Source organism: Colwellia psychrerythraea 34H (assembly GCF_000012325.1).
Classification (GTDB): domain Bacteria; phylum Pseudomonadota; class Gammaproteobacteria; order Enterobacterales; family Alteromonadaceae; genus Colwellia; species Colwellia psychrerythraea_A.
Window position 1 is genome coordinate 1,746,457 of record NC_003910.7, and the last position, 18,933, is coordinate 1,765,389.

The 18,933-nt window shown below is 38.3% G+C and carries 14 protein-coding genes; 4 read left to right on the forward strand and 10 right to left on the reverse strand.

The genetic code is table 11. The annotated features are described in order from the left end of the window. Positions 1 to 520: 520 nt before the first annotated feature. A complete protein-coding gene (ylqF, locus tag CPS_RS07545; protein WP_011042535.1) occupies positions 521 to 1,453 on the forward strand; it encodes a ribosome biogenesis GTPase YlqF in 933 nt (310 codons plus the stop codon). 93 nt (positions 1,454 to 1,546) lie between these two features. Beyond that, positions 1,547 to 1,981 (forward strand): HIT domain-containing protein, encoded by a 435-nt coding sequence (locus tag CPS_RS07550; RefSeq protein ID WP_011042536.1) that lies wholly within the window; start codon positions 1,547 to 1,549, stop codon positions 1,979 to 1,981. A gap of 178 nt (positions 1,982 to 2,159) precedes the next feature. On the opposite strand, the gene megL is transcribed toward CPS_RS07550, so the two are convergent. Then, positions 2,160 to 3,401, reverse strand: a complete 1,242-nt coding sequence (gene megL, locus CPS_RS07555; RefSeq protein WP_011042537.1) for a methionine gamma-lyase — start codon at positions 3,399 to 3,401, stop codon at positions 2,160 to 2,162. Between the two features lie 410 nt (positions 3,402 to 3,811). On the opposite strand from megL, the gene CPS_RS07560 reads away from it, so the two are divergent. Beyond that, positions 3,812 to 5,410, forward strand: coding sequence for a sigma 54-interacting transcriptional regulator (locus tag CPS_RS07560; RefSeq protein ID WP_011042538.1), 1,599 nt, complete (start codon positions 3,812 to 3,814; stop codon positions 5,408 to 5,410). 157 nt (positions 5,411 to 5,567) lie between these two features. Further along, positions 5,568 to 7,403, forward strand: coding sequence for a protein kinase domain-containing protein (locus CPS_RS07565; protein WP_011042539.1), 1,836 nt, complete (start codon positions 5,568 to 5,570; stop codon positions 7,401 to 7,403). A 90-nt stretch (positions 7,404 to 7,493) separates the two neighbouring features. Here the strand turns inward: CPS_RS07565 and CPS_RS07570 are convergent, their stop codons facing one another. The 9 genes from CPS_RS07570 to rlmH form a co-directional block, all read right to left on the reverse strand. Then, positions 7,494 to 9,947 carry a TonB-dependent receptor plug domain-containing protein gene (locus CPS_RS07570; protein ID WP_011042540.1) on the reverse strand — a complete coding sequence of 818 codons (2,454 nt, stop codon included), beginning with the start codon at positions 9,945 to 9,947 and terminating at the stop codon, positions 7,494 to 7,496. Between the two features lie 771 nt (positions 9,948 to 10,718). Beyond that, entirely contained in the window at positions 10,719 to 11,705 is a 987-nt protein-coding gene (gene lipA, locus CPS_RS07575; RefSeq protein WP_011042541.1) for a lipoyl synthase, read from the reverse strand. Further along, a complete protein-coding gene (gene lipB, locus CPS_RS07580) occupies positions 11,698 to 12,405 on the reverse strand; it encodes a lipoyl(octanoyl) transferase LipB (RefSeq protein WP_011042542.1) in 708 nt (235 codons plus the stop codon). The genes lipA and lipB overlap by 8 nt, the downstream gene beginning before the upstream one ends. Positions 12,406 to 12,457: 52 nt before the next feature. Further along, positions 12,458 to 12,721 (reverse strand): DUF493 family protein YbeD, encoded by a 264-nt coding sequence (gene ybeD / locus CPS_RS07585; protein WP_011042543.1) that lies wholly within the window; start codon positions 12,719 to 12,721, stop codon positions 12,458 to 12,460. Between the two features lie 153 nt (positions 12,722 to 12,874). After that, positions 12,875 to 14,074, reverse strand: a complete 1,200-nt coding sequence (locus tag CPS_RS07590) for a serine hydrolase (RefSeq protein WP_011042544.1) — start codon at positions 14,072 to 14,074, stop codon at positions 12,875 to 12,877. Positions 14,075 to 14,270: 196 nt separating this feature from the next. Continuing rightward, positions 14,271 to 15,152 (reverse strand): septal ring lytic transglycosylase RlpA family protein, encoded by an 882-nt coding sequence (locus tag CPS_RS07595; protein WP_011042545.1) that lies wholly within the window; start codon positions 15,150 to 15,152, stop codon positions 14,271 to 14,273. 71 nt (positions 15,153 to 15,223) lie between these two features. Beyond that, positions 15,224 to 16,339: a rod shape-determining protein RodA gene (gene rodA, locus CPS_RS07600; RefSeq protein ID WP_011042546.1), complete on the reverse strand. Its 1,116-nt coding sequence runs from the start codon at positions 16,337 to 16,339 to the stop codon at positions 15,224 to 15,226. Next, positions 16,339 to 18,297, reverse strand: a complete 1,959-nt coding sequence (mrdA, locus tag CPS_RS07605) for a penicillin-binding protein 2 (protein ID WP_011042547.1) — start codon at positions 18,295 to 18,297, stop codon at positions 16,339 to 16,341. Before mrdA ends, rodA begins: the two co-directional genes overlap by 1 nt. 59 nt (positions 18,298 to 18,356) lie before the next feature. Then, positions 18,357 to 18,827 carry a 23S rRNA (pseudouridine(1915)-N(3))-methyltransferase RlmH gene (gene rlmH, locus CPS_RS07610; RefSeq protein WP_011042548.1) on the reverse strand — a complete coding sequence of 157 codons (471 nt, stop codon included), beginning with the start codon at positions 18,825 to 18,827 and terminating at the stop codon, positions 18,357 to 18,359. Between the last annotated feature and the right edge of the window lie 106 nt (positions 18,828 to 18,933).

Here is an 18,933-nt window from a genome sequence, read left to right on the forward strand (position 1 = left end):
CGTTATACCCGTTTAGTTATATCCCCCTTAGGGAGGATTTTAAAATTACTGCCAACGGACATAGTAAGTCATTTTTCAATAACGGGGGTATTTTGGCGCTGAATAAACGGTATATACTCTCCAGAAAGCTTGAAAGAAGGGGGATAGTTATCTAAGGAAATAACGAGGAACATTCCTTTAAAGCGAGTGAATACACAAGCTGACGGATTAATCTGTAAATTTACTCTTAGTTGAGTATTGATCTAATACCATTTTATGGATTTCATAATCAGCAGCTGATTCTTACATCTACCAAACGTGAAATTAGCAATCAATCCAAGGATATTTTTCACTAGATGAAACCAATATTAACTATATCAGTCACAGCTTTAATCAGCTTTAACGTATCAAAACCGTCAGTACAAAGAGCATTACTTAACCCATTAATGAATTCGTTTAGTATTATTAACGAGTATGGCTAGCCACGTTAGCTAAAAGCTTGTTAAAATTGCGCCATTATAATAGTTACATTAGGATTTTCATGGCGATTAACTGGTTTCCAGGCCACATGCACAAAGCACAAAAAGAAATAAAAGAAATATTACCGCAAATTGATGTGGTGATTGAAGTGTGTGATGCGCGTTTACCCTTTAGTAGTGAAAATCCTATGATCACTGAGATCAGAGGTGATAAACCACTGATAAAGATCCTTAATAAAAGTGATTTAGCTGATCCTGAAAGCACCAAAGTTTGGTTAGATTATTTAGAGTCGCAGCATAATGTAAAAGCGATTGCTCTAACCACAGAGCAGCCGAGTGTAGCAAAGAACCTTGTCAACTTAATACGTAAACTTGTGCCGAATAAAGATGAAGAAGGTAAGCAAATTAACGCGATGATAATGGGGATACCTAACGTTGGTAAATCGACATTACTCAATACCTTAGTAGGCAAAGCAAAAGCAAAAGTGGGTAATGAACCCGCGGTAACTAAGGGGCAGCAACGTATTCGTCTTGAAGAGGGGTTATACCTTTTCGATACCCCAGGTATGTTATGGCCTAAAATAGCGAATGAAAATTCTGGCTATCGTTTAGCGGTATCAGGTGCGGTAAAAGATACAGCATTTGATCATGATGATATTGCTTATTTTGCTGCGGATTACCTACTTAAGAATTATCCTAAACGTATAATGGAGCGTTATAAACTTAGCGAGTTACCTGCACACGAAGAAGACTTAATTGAAGCGATTGGCCGTAAACGCAGCTGTATTAAAAGTGGCGGTCGTGTTGATTTGCATAAAGCGTCTGTCATTTTGATAAATGAAATCCGTGATAAAACCTTGGGTGCTATTTCCTTTGAATTACCGGATATCATCGATGCTGAGAACGCGCACTTCACTGAACTTGAAGAGAAACGCATTGCCGCTAGAGAAGCTAAAAAGGCAGCCCGTGGTCGTGGTCGTAAAAATAAACGTTAATTAGTTGTATAGTCAGTTTTTAACGGCAAGCTATTTAACGGTAAATTATCATAGTCAATTTACATAATATGTATTCATAACAAGGTATTTATAATGAGTGAAGTAACAACATTTAATTTACACCCTCAACTAGCAACAGATGGTATTGAGTTGGCTGATTTTCCTTTGTGTAAATTACTACTATGTAATGATAGTGCTTACCCTTGGTTTATTTTAGTACCTAAAGTTGCCGATATTAGTGAAGTGTTCCAACTTGAGTGGGACCAACAGCAACAATTGCTTAATGAGTCGAGCTTATTGAGTGAGTTATTAATGCAAGTCTTTGCTGGTGACAAAATGAATGTTGCTGCGTTAGGTAATGTTGTTGAGCAACTGCATGTTCATCATGTTGTACGTTTTAAAGATGATGCACAATGGCCGAAGCCAATTTGGGGCCAACAACCATTAACACCTTATTCTGATGAAGAAATAGCGACACTCAAAGAAAAGTTATTACCGCAATTAGCGGTTATTTTCTCTGATAAATAATTGGTCAGTAATTGGTAAATAGATAATGGTCAGTTGGTATGCAATGACTAAAAGCTAGTTTGTTATTCTATATATCACCGATGATTGTAATAAAAAGCCTCAACAAGCTAATTGCTTATGGAGGCTTTTTTATAATTAACTTATAACATTTATCTTGAATGAATATCGCTACAACTCGTTATGCTGCATTATTTGCTTGATTAATATTGGTAACTTTATCGCTGCTTGGCAGTTTCACTTTTTCCAAAGCTTGGGTTAAATCACTGATAATATCATCGACATTCTCTAAACCTACAGAGATTCTAATTAAACTATCACTGATGCCCGCATCTGCTCTTTCTTCGGGGGTATAAGGCGAGTGTGTCATTGACGCAGGGTGTTGAATTAATGACTCTGCATCACCTAAGCTGACGGCAATTGAAAAAAGCTCCATTGCATCAATAAAGGTTTTTCCACCCGTCAAGTCGGTATTTAATTCAAAAGCAATTACACCACCTGCGGCTTTCATTTGATTACCCACAAACTTGTTCCCAGAGTGACTTTTAAGACCAGGATAGTAAACTTCATCAACCATAGGGTGTTGTTCTAAAAACTCTGCGACTGTTTGTGCATTGCTACAATGTCTATCCATTCGAATCGGCAAAGTTTTAAGGCCGCGCATAATCAACCAAGCATCATGAGGACTTATGGTGGCACCGATATCTTTAAGGGTCGTCATTTTTATTTCGTTGATCATTTCAAAATTAGCACAGACGACACCGGCGACAACATCACCATGACCATTAAGGTATTTAGTTGCACTATGCACCACAATATCAGCACCAAATTTTGCAGGCTGTTGTAATACAGGGGTAAGGAAAGTATTGTCTACTATTGATAATAAGTTGTGCGCTTTGGCAATGGCGCAAATTTTTTCCAAATCTAATACCACTAAGTTTGGATTGATGGGGGTTTCTAAAAAGACTAACTTAGTATTTTCTTTGATGGCTGCTTTGATATTGTCAGGCTCAGTCATATCGACAAACGTCACCTCGATATTAAACTTCTTCAGCATGTGATTCATTAGCGCGAATGAGCAACCATAAACAGCTTTAGATGAAATCATATGATCGCCAGCTTGCAAGTTAGTCAGTAACGCTGCTGAGACAGCAGCCATACCTGTTGCGGTTGCAGCTGCATCATCCATGCATTCCATAGCCGCAACGCGCTGTTCTAATTGGCGAGTTGTTGGGTTACCTAAGCGCGTGTAAATATAACCTTCGCTTTCACCGGCAAAACGGTCGCCACCTTGCTGAGCATTATCAAAGATGAACGTAGATGTTTGATATAAAGGCGTAGCAAGCGAGCCAAACTGTGTATCATTAATTCTGCCGGCATGAATAGCGTTAGTTTCAATATTTTTGCTCTTAAATTGGGTCATAGTTTCTCTTCTATAAGTTGTAATTATTATTATGCTTTATTTGATGGAGGAAACATGGGTTTCAGTGATATAGACAGAATGATTTGTTGCAGCTATATCACTAAGCAGCCATGTAGAACTCATGTTTCTTCTTAATCTATTGATTTCTTCATTCTTTCATTTATTCTTTATTTACTAGCCTGCAACTATGTTGCCAACTAAATAAAACGTTTATTTAACAAGTAGATACAGGCTTTTTAAAATAAACTTAATAATACTTGTACTAAAATAATTACAAAATGATAGTGTGTTTTCCTATTGCATCCTCGAAGCACTAGTTATTCACTGTTTTAATGGGATAAATACAGCTTGTACTAATTTTATTACTGTGTAATATTTGTAGTACACTATATCTGTAGATGTGTCATCTTATGCGTGTTGTTATTGAATCAAGCGATAGAATAGGTATTTCCCAAGAAATATTAGCTATATTTGCCAAGCAAGCTTGGAATTTAAAAACCGTAGAAATTACCAGCTGTTTTACCTATGTGCATGTTGAATATGCTGCGTTAACGCTTTCGTCAATTAGAGAATGCTTAGCCTCAGTTATTGGCGTTAACAGTGTAGAGGTGATTAATTTATTACCTAGTGAACAACGAGAGAGTCATTTACAAGCCTTATTAGATAAAATGCCTGAGCCTATTATCGATGTTGATAGTAATGGACTAATTTTGGCTATGAACAAGGCAAGTCATAAGCTTAAGCCGTCAAAGGATGCAACTGAGCCTGAGTTGGTTACAACGGATTACTTGGGCAAGCCAATCGAAGCGTTTCTTGGGCAAATTAATAAAACTATGCTCACCAATGCCGCTACCAGCCAAGCCGTGACTATTGAAGGGAGGGCCTACATTCTTGATGTAAGTCCCGTAATATCAAGTAACAGTTCAACCTTAGAACAAGACAATACTGGGCAAGTAAGTGGCTCAGTGCTACTTTTTCGCTCAATGAATACCCTAGGGCGTCAAATTTCATTAATGCAAAGTCATCAAGATCACAGTTTTGATAGCATTATTGGTCAATCAAAAAGTATCAGTTTAATTAAGGCGCAAAGTAAACGTTTTGCGGAATTAGATTTACCGGTATTAATCAGTGGTGAAACCGGTACAGGTAAAGAGTTAATCGCTCGAGCATTACATCAAGCGAGCTCAAGATCTAAAGCGCCTTTTTTAGCGATAAACTGCTCAGCACTACCTGAACATTTATTAGAAAGTGAGCTATTTGGTTATGCTAGTGGCGCATTTACGGGGGCCCAAAAAGGCGGTAAACCTGGATTAATTGAACTAGCTGAAGGTGGCTGTTTATTTTTAGATGAAATTGCAGAAATGTCACCGTATTTACAAGCAAAATTGTTACGATTTTTACAAGATCTCACTTATCGTCGTGTTGGTGGTACTAAAGAACTGGTTGCTAATATACGTATTGTCAGTGCCAGTCACCAAGACTTAGCCAAACTCATTAGTCAGAAAACCTTTCGAGAAGATCTTTATTATCGCTTAAATGTGCTGAGTATCGATTTACCACCACTAAGAGAGCGTATGGCAGACATGAGTCTCTTGGCTAACTTGTTTATTGAAAATGCGGCTAAACAAGTCAGTAACAGTCAACAAACAGATATTGCAAAGCCAAAACTTACTGCACAAGCACTTAGTTTATTACAGGGATTCGCTTGGCCAGGAAATATTAGGCAACTACAAAATGTTTTATTCAGTGTTGTTGCTTTGAATAATGGCGGTGATATTTGTGCTGATGACTTGTTACAAGTCCTCAATAAGCATGCTGGTAAACAACAGCTTAGTAATGATATAGATATTCAAACAATTAAAGATTGGTCTAGTGCTCAAGCTGATTTTGAAGCTAAATTACTTGAACATCTCCATCCGTTATTTCCGACAACACGAAAATTGGCTGAGCGTTTAAATGTCTCACACAATAAAATAGCGATGAAACTAAGAGAACATGGCATAAAATAATGTTTGAGTGTAGATTTAAATTTACTAAATCAGTAAAAGAAAAAGCTGAAATTTCATTCTAATCTTGTAGTTTAAAACAATAATCGGTAGCGTATTCAGCAAGCGTTATTTTCTTTTACTGAATATTTTTCTTACCTCATAACAATAGAAACAACTTGTGACTAATAAAAAATTACAGCATTTCTACATTGCCCAAGAGCAATCCATTTACTTACTCAGTCATAAAGATGCGACTAAGTTAAAACAATGGGTTGATCTTTGTCAGCAGCAATTAAAGCAACTCGGCTTTGAGGATGTTGCACTGTTAGGTAAAGGAGCCTATGGCTTTGTTTTCTCAGGTATCAAGCGCAAAGGTAGTTCAGCAGATCAATTGCCCGTTGTCTTTAAGTTTTCTCGCATTAATTTACCTCAACATGTGCAAGATAGGTTGGCAGAAGAGGCCGAGATTCAAGGGCAACTTAGCCACCCACAAATTCCAGAAGTAATTGATTATCAGAAAATAAAGCGACAATCAATTCTGCAAATGACGCGAGCCCCTGGCATAGATTTAGAGCAATTGTCGTTGCAAGTAGGGCCATTAGCACCAGAGTTGGTGGTCAGTATCGCATTGCAATTAGCCGATATATTACTGTACTTACGCCAAGCTAATAATCACCGACAGTTAAAACCTATTGTGCATGGCGATATAAAGCCTTCAAACTTGGTTTACGATAAAAGCACAGGCAAGGTACAACTTATTGATTGGGGCTCATCCGTTAGTGCACAACTTGATTGTGACAAGCAAAGCACTAGTACTAATGTGATGGACCTAATGAGCAGTGACTTACAACATAGCAATGCACGTTTAGGAGATGTTTATTTTATTGGGCCTGAACAGCTCAATGGTGGTCTATCTAGTCCTCGTTTTGATGAACAGGGCTTAGCAGCGACGTTATATGCACTCGCTTCAGGTCAGTCATGCCGATATGGCGTAAAAGTGATACCACCGAATGCCTTGGGTTTACCAAAATTACTGGCTCAAGTCTTAACGGGGATGTTAAGCGATGATGAGAAACTTAGAGCGCAAGCAGGTGATTACTTTTTTAATAATCTCACTTACCTTAAACAAGTTGTTCTGGCAGATAAACCAACCAAGATTAACGCCATTGCACAAATTCCAGTTTGGGTAAAACCTCAAGGTGAGCAAATTGATACCGTAGTATATGGTTCACGAAAATCATTTTTACGCGAGCAAACAGGGCATGATAGTTTATCGAACATTGATGATGCTCAGTTGGACAAATACTATAAAAACTATCTTATGGGTATGGGGGATAATGAAAAAGCGTTCATTGCTGCATTAAGTCGGCTTGGTAATTTTCCTGTGGTAGGCGGCATTGCGATTCGTTGGGCGAAAGAGGGGGTTTACATTGATTCTAACTTAACGTTATTTGATGAAGCACTCAAAACCGCGTTTACTAGTGCAGTGAACAATATTATTTATTTGGCTCAGGGCATATTTCGTGTCGGTATGTTCAAAAGTTGTTTATTTAACGCCCGAAACACGCTTCACGTAGAACGTATTAAAGAAAATCAGCCCTTTGTTGCCGATGAAACTCAAGTGATACAGTTTGAAGTGAGTGATGTACCTGATGTTGATGATATAACCCGCTTACATTCTTATTTTGAGGATGGTAAAGATCCTGATGAATACTTACACCTACCAGATGAGTTAATGTCTGTTTTGGCCGAGCTCAATTTAATTCATCATACTGGTTGTATTATTTTTGAAGTGCTACCCAAGCATTTAAAGATTCATAGCTATTTAATGTTGTTGAATCATGAGAAAGAAGCCGAGTTTACAGACTGTTTAGCGAAGGTACTGACATTGTTACCGACTATTGACGGTGTTGGCATTTCAGGTTTTATGAAACTTCCCTACAAAGATACCCGTTTTTTTGAACACATCAGCAGTATGCCAGACAAGTTTTATCCAAAAAACCCTAAACTTTAGCATTAGTTGGTTAAGTGAAATAGAGGGGATAAAAAAGCCAGCGAGGCAAGTTATGCAAAGCTGGCTTATTGTTTGATTTACTAATTAACGTTAGAAGTTATATGAAGCTCTTACGTAATATTCACGTCCTGCAAGAGAGAACGGGAAACTAGTCCAACCATATTTGAAGCCAAGGTCAGTAAATGGAGAACCATTTGTGCCCCATTCATCAGGATATTCATCAGTTAAGTTAAGAACACCACCGCTAATATTAATATTATCGGTAACTTCCCATTGAGCCGTTACGTCAAATAAACTTTTAGCACCCCAAGTATTTTCAGGCGTACCGTAAGAAGCTGAAGTTACTTCACCGTAATAAGTCATGCGACCTGTTACCGACCAGGTGTCCATATCAAACATGGCTGATAAAGAGGCTCTGTCTTGAGGTTGTGCTTTTTCTACTAATAGTCTTTGTGCGTTATCAAAAACAACTTCATTTGGTACAATAGAAGAAGAAGTATTGATCGCACTTACTTCAGTATTGTTATGGTGATAAGAAAGCTCATAGACAACATCCATACTGCTCAGTTCTTGCGTATATTGGTTTACCCAATCAAGACCAAAGGTTTCACTATCTATTGCGTTGGTAAATATTGAAGCATTTTTTACGCCATCTAACGAGTCACCAGGACCAGAGTGACGATCGAAGAAAGCATCAATCTCATCGTTAATTCCGCGAGAAATATTACCTGAATAAACAATACGATCATCGATGTCTATTTGATAAACATCTAGAGTCGATGAATAGTTACCATTAGTGTAAATAACACCAACCGAGAAGTTAGTAGAATTTTCTTCTTTAAGGTCAGTAAAACCTAATTCTTCAGCCAATTCTTCATTTGGACGTAAAGTTACTAAATCGGCAAGTTCACCATTATCTAACGAAATTGAACGTTGAGTGAAGTTAGCTTGTTGCATACCTGGTGCACGGTAACCTGTCGATGCTGAAGCTCGAATAGCAAGATTCTCTGTTAAGCTTAAATGGGTCGATAACTTACCAATAACCGTGCTACCAAAGTCATCATAGTCTTCATAACGAACGGCTGCAGCAACTAACCAGTCTTCAGTAACTGCTGTTTCAGTATCAAAATATAACGCAAAACTATTTCTGTCGGTATCTATTGCCATTGCAGGGCTATATCCTTGGAAACCTTGCATACCAGGTGTAGTGATATCACCACCCATACAACCAGTCATTAATGGGTCGCCCGTTGGATTTACTGATTCTGCACAAAGGGTATCACCACGTGCATACGTAACCATGTCACCAGCTTCTTGAGCAAAACCATCTATACGAAACTCAGCACCAAAAGCTAAAGAGGTTTCATCAAAAAATCCTAAGTCTACAGCGGTTACTGCATCAAGATTAAAAGTGGTTTGACTATAAATTAGCGCGCCATCATAAGCTGATGTTGGGCTATCTGGACCATAACTTGCGTTTAAAGATTCTAAGTTACTAAATTCAAATCTATTTTCACCCGTTACTACACTGGCATCTATATCCCAGTCTGCAACTTGTGTTTTAAAACCAACAGCGACTGAATAATCTTCTGATTTTGAGCCAAGCTTAGGTGTTACACCTTCAGGGTATAATGAACTCCATACGCGGTTATCATCGGCAGGACGATAAAAGCCTAAAGATTCACCTTCTTTAGTGGTGAAACCACCAAAAGCGTATAATTCACTGCTTTCGCCTAATTCATAAGAAAAGTTTGCCCAGAGGCTAGTCATCTCTGTAGCTGCTTCACCAACAAGTAATAATTGGCGAGGTTCGTCAATTGCGTCAAACCATGTGGTTGGCGTTGCTCGGTTCATCTCTCCATTATCAGCATATTCAAACGTTAAGTTTAATGTGCCTTTATCACCAACGCCAAAGCCATAGTTGCCACCAAATTCAGTTGATTCACCATCGCCTTCACTTGTTTGGCCATATTGTGCCCAAACACTACCGCCTAAATCGTCTTTTAGTACGATGTTAATAACACCAGCAATAGCATCAGAGCCATACTGTGCTGCAGCACCATCACGTAAAATTTCAATGTGTGAAATAGCTGTCATAGGGATAGAGCTTAAATCTGTACCTGCACTACCGCGACCAACATTCTCTTGTACTGCAACTACTGCTTGTTGATGACGACGCTTGCCGTTGATTAATACTAATACTTGATCTGGCCCTAAGCTACGTAATGTAGCGGGACGCATTAAATCTTGTCCATCAGACGTGGTGGTATTATTCATATTAAATGAAGGTGCCAACTTTCGTAACATATCAGGCGTACTGGTTGCGCCTGAATTTTTAATTGCTTCTGATGAAATAATATCTATTGGAGAAGGGCTGTCGGCAACAGTACGGTTAGATATACGTGTACCAACACTGACTATACGTTCAATGTCAGCATGTTCTGCGCCAGCAGAAGTGTCCTTTTCCGCTGCAAAAGTTACTGTGCTACCTAAAGATAGGCAGACAGACAGTGCTAGCGTACTGTAGTTAAAACGTTTTTTCATGTTATAGACCCTTAAGTATTTTTATTAGGCTTGCTTTATAAGTGATAAATATTCATTTTTTGTTACTCATTAATCTTTTATGAGTTGTTCTATTTGAATTTATTATCGCAAGTAATGTGTAACATAAATGAAAACTTTCATCGGCGCAATACTCATAGTAGTGAATTATTATTAAGTCATACTGAATGGTTATTTAGTCAGCGATACGTTAGTGCATAGAGTGTGAAATTTTCATTACAGCATCTGGTCTGATCTGATCGGTATTTTGTGTGTCAGTGACGTTAAATGTTAAATTTAGAAATGAATGCATAGTGAATAACTAAACAAAGTGGGCTGGATATACTTGTTTGTGCAAATTAAGTTGAAGCTTGATAGCTTTCATCTGTCCGTATAAGGATGGCTGTGTGGATATAGACCTATGAAAGCAATGGTGGGTGTTGTGATTATTGTATAACGATATTATTCAAATTAAGGAGGGAAACACTTACAGGTTATTATTTACTCAAACAAATAAGCACAACTAACGCTAAGTGTTAATCTTGCTGATAGGAGGTAATCAAACTGTTGTATGTTAATGTTTACAATTGTGTGGGGAGTAAAGTTTACAAAGGTAAGTTATTTGTGTTTGTATTGTTTTACATCAATGAATTTTTCAGGTAAAAATGCTTACGATTTTTAGTTGTGAACTAAAAAAGCCAGTAGTGCTACTGGCTTTTCAATTATATAGATCAGATTTTTGTACTTTTCTAGCTAGGTTATAAAAGTTAAAGCTTACTTAACTTCTTCACCAGCAGCTTGTTTGTCAGCATGGTAGCTCGAACGAACAAGTGGACCACAAGCAGCGTGTTCATAGCCCATTTTCTTTGCTTCACGTTCAAACATAGCAAAGTCATCAGGGTGAACGTAGCGCTCAACGGCAAGGTGATCTTTACTTGGTTGAAGGTACTGACCAACGGTAAGCATAGTTACACCATGATCGCGTAAGTCTTGCATTACTTCTAAAATTTCTTCGTTAGTTTCACCTAAACCAACCATCAAACCAGATTTAGTGGTTACGTCTGGGTTTGCTTCACCAAAACGTTTAAGTAAGTCTAATGACCATTGATAGTTAGCGCCTGGACGAACTTTAGTATAAAGACGTGGTGCTGTTTCCATATTATGGTTGAAAACGTGTGGAGGGTTTTGATTCAGTATTTCAAGCGCACGGTCCATACGACCACGGAAGTCAGGTACTAATATTTCGACTTTAGTATTTGGCGCTTGTTCACCAATTTCTTTCACACAATCTGCAAATTGCTGTGCGCCACCATCACGTAAATCATCTCTATCAACTGAAGTAATAACGACGTACTTTAAGCCCATATCTTTAAGGCTATTGGCTAACTTTTTTGGTTCATCACTTTTTGGAGCCAGTGGACGACCATGGCCAACATCACAGAAAGGGCAACGACGCGTACAAATATCACCTAAAATCATAAAGGTGGCAGTACCATGGTTAAAACACTCAGATAAATTAGGGCATGATGCTTCTTCACAAACAGAATGAAGGTCATTTTTTCGTAAATTAGCTTTGATGTTATCAATACGTTCACTAGATTTTGGTAACTTGATACGTAACCAACTTGGTTTACGTAACATGGTCGCTTTTGTTGAACTAACAACTTTAATAGGGATGTGAGCTAATTTATCTGCATCGCGAAATTTTTCGCCAGCAGCACGGTTGGCTGTTTTTGATTCTGATGTTAAGTCGTTACTCATGATACTTATTATTCTCGTTTGGTAAGCCTACTTGATGGCTAACATTATTAGCTTTAAGCAAGTTTATTAAATGTTTCACTAACGCAGTACTTGCACTAGCGGTATCTTTCGGGCCTTGTAAATCGGCAGTTTGTACCATTTCTAGACCAGCATAACCACAAGGGTTAATACGAAGAAATGGTGATAAATCCATATTCACATTCATAGCTAAACCATGAAAAGAGCATCCTTTGCGAACTCGTAATCCTAATGAGGCAATTTTTTTCTCATCAACATAAACACCTGGCGCGTCAGCTTTAGCGTAAGCGGCGATATCATAATCGGTTAAAGCGGACACTATACTGTTTTCGATCAAAGTTACTAATTGTCTTACACCAATTTTTTTACGGCGTAAGTTAATCATAACGTAAACCACTAGTTGACCTGGTCCGTGATAAGTTACTTGACCACCTCGATCAACTTTTACCACTTCAATATCACCTGGTACTAATAAGTGTTCAGCTTTACCTGCTTGCCCTTGGGTAAAAACGGCAGGATGCTCTACTAACCATAGTTCATCGGCAGTAGTGTCATCACGATTATCGGTAAAATCTTTCATGGCGTGCCAAACTTGGCTGTAATCCATGGTATTTAGCTGACGGATGACCAATGAATCAGCAAGGCTGTTAACACTTTTTTCGATTGTTGAATTTGAGTGCATTCAGCAAACCTCGTCAATCTAGATTTTCAAAAATTAATGGTATTAAACGGGGTTATAAAACGTATCGAACCTGATCAATAGCGGTTAATGTTTTATAAATAGTTTCAATATGCTCTTTGCTGGTAACTGTTACGGCAATAGAAACAGAATGATAGGTGCCTTTTGAACTTGGTTTTATTTTAGGTACGTAATCACCAGGTGTATGCTTTTGTAGTTCAGCTATGATCAAATCAGGCAACTCGTCACAGGCAACCCCCATGATTTTAAAGTTCAATACTGTAGGAAATTCTAATAATTCGTCAAACTTGGTATTCATTTTATTTACTTCTTTTAGCGCTAGGTTGAAACGTAATAGCGGCATTTTATCATTAAAAATTCAGGGCTGATATTATTTTGTTTATAACTCTTTATTACAAAATATAAAAAAGCCTCAATAAAGAGGCTTTTTTTGATGTGTTTTTAGCTTTTTTTAGTTAGCAAACTGCAACTTAACATAATCTACTAAACGGCTAAATAAGCTACCTTCGTTAACTTCTTCTAATGTTACTAATGGGTACTGAGCTATATCTTCATCATCTAGCTGTAGAAATAATGTTCCGACAACAGTTCCTTTAGCTAGTGGTGCCGTCAGCTGCTGGTTTAACTCAAAGTTAGCTTTTAAGTTTTTACGTTGGCCACGAGGAATGGTAATTGGCGTATCAGAGATAATGCCTAAATCTACATTCTCTTTGTCACCCATCCAAACTCGATTAGCAATAAATTTTTCACCTGCTTTATAAGGTGTAATAGTTTCAAAAAATCGGAAGCCATAGTTCAACAATTTTTTACTTTCTACTTTTCGAGCTCGCTCACTTGCAGTGCCCATTACTACGGTAACCAAACGCATGTCACCTTTTGTTGCTGAGGTAACTAAGCTATAACCCGCATTAGAAGTGTGACCAGTTTTCATGCCATCAACATTTAAGCTTTTATCCCATAACAAGCCATTACGGTTATACTGCTTAATGTTGTTATATGTGAACGATTTCTGTTTATAAATTGCATATTCTTCAGGTACTTCGCGAATAAGCGCGATAGCCAGTGTTGCCATATCTCTTGGTGTAGTCATATGTGAAGTACTGTCTAAACCATGGCTATTTTCAAAAAAGCTGCTAGACATACCTAATTGCTCAGCATGTGCATTCATTAAATCAGCGAAAGCACTTTCACTACCGGCTATATGCTCAGCCATTGCAACACAAGCATCATTACCAGAGGCAACAATAATCCCTTGATTTAATAGGCTAACAGGTACTTCAGTACCTACTTCAATGAACATTTTGGAAGAGTCAGGGAATTTTTTAGCCCAAGCCTTTTCACTGATCATTACTTTATCAGTATTTTTAATATTGCCATTTTCAAGCTCTTTACCAATAATATAACTGGTCATTATTTTGGTTAAACTTGCAGGAGCTAACTGGGTGTCAGCATTTTCTTCAGCAATGATTTTACCCGTGGTGTAGTCAATTAAGATAAAACCCTTGGCATTGATTTGTGGCGCATCGGGGATAATAGTAATAGCGTGTGCGGCCGGTATAAGTACAATTGCTGTGCTAAATAGAGCGCCAGTAAAAAAGGCAAATACTTTATTGGTAGAATATTTGCCAGAGAATTTTATTTTTTTAGTCATAGTGTTAGTCGTATGTGGGGAAATTAAGGAAAATCAACTGGACGAAAGTATACCACTTCTAAAAAACTTGGCTATGGGCAAAAAATAGATATTGTGCATAATTTCGCAGAAAACACGTTAAAAATGTAACAACGTTTATAATATTTGGTGTTAATCGACGCTATTGCCTTCTCTATTGGATATTTGTGCTTGATGTTTATTTTGGAGAGGTTCGCGGGTAAGCATTAGGGTAGCCATTTTCTTTTAATGACAGCAATAAGGCATTCAATGTTGCAATATCTCCAATAGGACCGATTTGAATGCGGTAAAGCCCTTGATGTTCAGGGTAACTGGTCTGTTGTTTATACTGAATTTCTAGTTTTTTAGCTGTGTTCATAGCAAGCTCTTTTTTGCTAGTTGCCAATACTTGAATATAGGGGGTAGTAATACCCATAGTAGTCTCTTTTTGGAGAGCACTTTGTTTTGGAATCGCTGATTTAACAAGGGCAGGGGTTACCGAACTAACTACAGAGGACGCTGGTTTTATTGCTGGAACTATAACCTTGCCTGTTTTTTTATCAAAATCAGTTATTGCGGTGATTTTTACTTGTGCAGTACCCGTTTTTAACATATCAAGTTTGTAAGCAGCACTATAGGATAAATCAATAATTCGTGATTGATGAAAAGGACCGCGATCATTGACGCGTACAATAACTGATTTATTATTCGCGGTATTGGTGACTTTTAAATAGGTCGGTAAAGGCAAGTTCTTATGAGCGGCGCTCATGGTATACATATCATAAATTTCACCATTAGAAGTGAGATGACCATGAAATTTTTTGCCGTACCAAGAGGCCGTACCTGTTTGTTCAAAACCTTGTGCACTTGCTAATACCTTATAAGGTTTGCCAAAAACACGATAGTCTTTATTACCACCGCGGCTATGTGGCTCTGCGCGGGCAAGGGCATCTTTTAGCTCCGCTTGGCTTGGTATACGTGTCGGTGTGCTGTCATGTTTTTGTTGATAACGATCAGAGCTACAAGCACTTAATAAAGAAATCAGCACAATAAAATACAGGTGTTTAATAGCTTGGTTCATAACGTTCATAACTTTTATAAGTTTCACAATAAAGAGTAAGGCTTCAGTTGAATAGACCCGTTTATTTTAATCTAAACATGGAAGCGTCGATGCGTACTAATAGCCATTAATATGCCAAAACCTAACATTAATGTCACCATTGAAGTTCCACCATAACTAACTAAGGGGAGCGGTACGCCAACCACAGGTAATAATCCAGACACCATACCAATGTTAACAAAAACATAAACAAAAAAGGTTAGGGTAAGGCTACCAGCGAGTAATTTTGTGAAGGCATGCTGAGCATTGACCGCGATCCACAAGCCGCGCATTACCACAAATAAATACACGGCAAGTAAGGCAGCAACACCAATCAAACCAAATTCTTCACTAAATACTGAGAAGATAAAATCGGTATGGCGTTCAGGTAAAAATTCTAATTGTGATTGTGTACCTTGCAACCAACCCTTACCTTCAATACCTCCAGAGCCAATAGCTATTTTAGACTGAATTATATGGTAACCCGAACCAAGGGGGTCTTGCTCAGGGTTTAAAAAAGTAAGTACGCGTTGTTTTTGATAAGGCTTCATCAAAAACATCCATAAAATAGGAACGAATGCAGAGGCCAAACCAACACAAGCAGAAATCAGTTTCCAACTTGCTCCAGCAAGAAAAATAACAAAAATACCTGAACTGGCAATAAGCAGAGAGGTCCCTAAATCAGGCTGTTTGGCAATAAGTAAAGTGGGTAGTAGCACTAGGATAAAAGCAAGTACTACCGTGGATATTTTTACAGGTAAGTTATCTTGGCTAACAAACCAAGCAATCATAATAGGCACTATGAGTTTCATGATCTCAGAAGGCTGAAATTTTATAAAACCTAAATCAAGCCAGCGTTGAGCACCTTTACCAACATGACCAAACAGCAATACACTTACCAGCATTAATAAACCTAATACAAATACCGGTACTGCCCATTTTCGATACACTAATGGTGGTATTTGCGCCACAATAAACATTCCTAGCAGGGCAACACCAATGCTTCTAGCCTTTCGATAAACAACGGCTATATCTTGACCACCTGCGCTGTACACAAGAAACAGCCCTAAAGCCAATAATGTTAATAGACCTATTAATAGAGGAACATCGATATGAAGTCGTTGCCAAAGGGTGTGGATTTTTTGTTGGTCTTGTCCGCTACTGCGCATCAGTCAGCCTCTTGATGTTTGGTTGCTGTGGCTGAATTTACTTTTGCTTTAGCTTTATGTGTTTGGCTGGTAATGACTCTATCACCGAAATACTGATCCATCACTTGCCTTGCTACAGGCCCTGCATTGGTTCCACCACCACCTTTAGCTACATTTTCAATGGCAACGGCAATAACAATTTCAGGTTTATCAAAAGGTGCAAAAGCTATAAACATAGCGTTATCGCGTTTATTTTCCGAAGTGGTTTTTGCATCATATTTTTCATTTTGTTTTATGCGTGCAACCTGCGCTGAACCGGTTTTACCTGATGCATCATAGGTAGACCCTTTAAATGGCTTATATGCGGTAGCACCAAATTTTTGTACGGTATTATGCATAGCATGTAACACAACATCCCAATTTTTATCATCTTTAAGCTTTAATGGCGCACGTGGTTCATAGATTGTTGGCGTAATTTGGTGATAAGCGTTACCACTACTCTCAATGATCAATTCACTATTGGCTTTTAATAAATGTGGCACCTTGCGCTCACCATGATTTACCAAGGTGGTTAGCGCTTGGGTTAATTGTAGTGGTGTAACCGTCCAGTAACTCTGGCCAATACCAACAGAAAGCGTTTCGCCTGTGTACCAAGACTTATTGTATCGTTCACGCTTCCAAGCAACGCTCGGCATTATAGCTTTACTTTCTTCGTGGATATCGATGCCGGTATAGTCACCAAAGCCAAACCTTTCCATCATATTACTGATTTTAGTGATGCCTAATTTAAAGGCCAAATCATAAAAATAGATATTACAGGACTGCTCTATAGCCTTGGTTAAGTTAACCATGCCATGTCCCCAAGGCTTCCAATCTCGGTATTTATTAGGCAAGCCATCTAGTTGATACCAACCAGGATCGTAAATTTCGGTAGTTGGCGTAACAACATTTTCTTCTAAACCTGTTAACGCGAGAAAAGGTTTAACGGTAGAGGCTGGAGGATAGCCTTGCACACTTCTATTTATTAGAGGTAAATCTTTTGATTCAAGTAATTTTTTATAATTTTTACTACTGATACCGTGCACAAATAAGTTACCGTCGTAGCTTGGGTTGGAATACATGGCTAAAATTCCACCTGTACGAGGATCCATTGCTACAATTGCGCCGCGCTTACCTGATAAAGCACGTTTAGCAATCATTTGTAATTCAATATCTAAGGTTAGTGTGAGGTCTTTACCTGGCACTGGCGGAGTATAATTGAGGGTACGAATTATTCTGCCTTGGTTATTTATCTCAACCTCTTGATGGCCAATGGTGCCATGAAGCATATCTTCATAGTATCTTTCGATGCCTAGTCTACCAATGCCATAAGTCGCAGCATAATTTTCAGATTTACCTTCTCGTTCTAATTTATTAGCATCTTTTCTGTTTATGCGAGCAACATAACCTAGGTTATGCGTGGTTAAGTCGGAAAAAGGGTAATAGCGCTTTAAGCGAGCGCTTACAAAAACACCAGGGAACTTATGCTGATTAACTGAAAATAATGCAACTTGTTGATCACTTAAACGCGAGTGTAATTCTACCGGTTTAAAACGACGTTTACTTTTCATGGATTTGAAAAATTTAGCTTGTCTTTCCGGACTAATACTGAGTAACAGACTGACTTGCTCAATGCTGGCTTTAATATCATCAACATCTTCAGCGATGACTTCTAAACTATATACCGGTTTATTGTCGGCGAGTAAGACACCATTTCTGTCATAAATTAAACCGCGATTTGGCGCAACAGGCAGTAACTTAATTCGATTAGAGTTGGAGCGTGTTTGATATTTTTCGAAAGATTCAACTTGTAAGTTAAATACATTGCCAAAAAGCACTAATATGACCAGCACAACGCCAGCAAAAGCGATGAAGGTACGTCGAGCAAATAAATTTGCTTCAGCGGATTGATTTCGAATAACAATGCGACGTGGAGACATTAGCGCACTCTATTAAAAATATTTACTAAAAGTATGGCTAAGGTAGTCATTAACAAAAGCTATTCTCTATGATAAGGGTGGTTAGTGTTTACGCTCCAAGCACGATACAAGCTCTCAGCTATGAGTATTCGAACCATTGGATGAGGTAGCGTAAGTGCTGATAATGACCACTTTTGCTCTGAAGCTTTAATACAAGCGGGCGCTAAACCTTCGGGTCCACCTACAAGTAATGCGACATCTCTGCCATCAAGTTGCCACTGTTCAAGCTGTTTGGCAAGTTTTGGTGTTGTCCAGGATTGCCCTTCAACTTCAAGGGTAACTATACGATTTCCCTTAGGAATTGCAGCAAGTAATAACTCACCTTCTTTAGCGAGTATACGGCTGATGTCAGCATTTTTACCACGTTTTCCTGCAGGAATTTCAACTAAGTTAAAACTTAAATCGCGAGGGAAACGACGGCTGTATTCTGCAAACCCTTGGCTAACCCATGCAGGCATTTTACTACCAACGGCATATAAAGTGAGTTTCATAAATCTATGTGGACTATTAGGTTTATTATCATGAAAGGTTTTTGAGCTACTTAGCCGATTGAAATAAGTCGATTTAAGTAACTAGGTTGAAGTTGACTAGATCGAA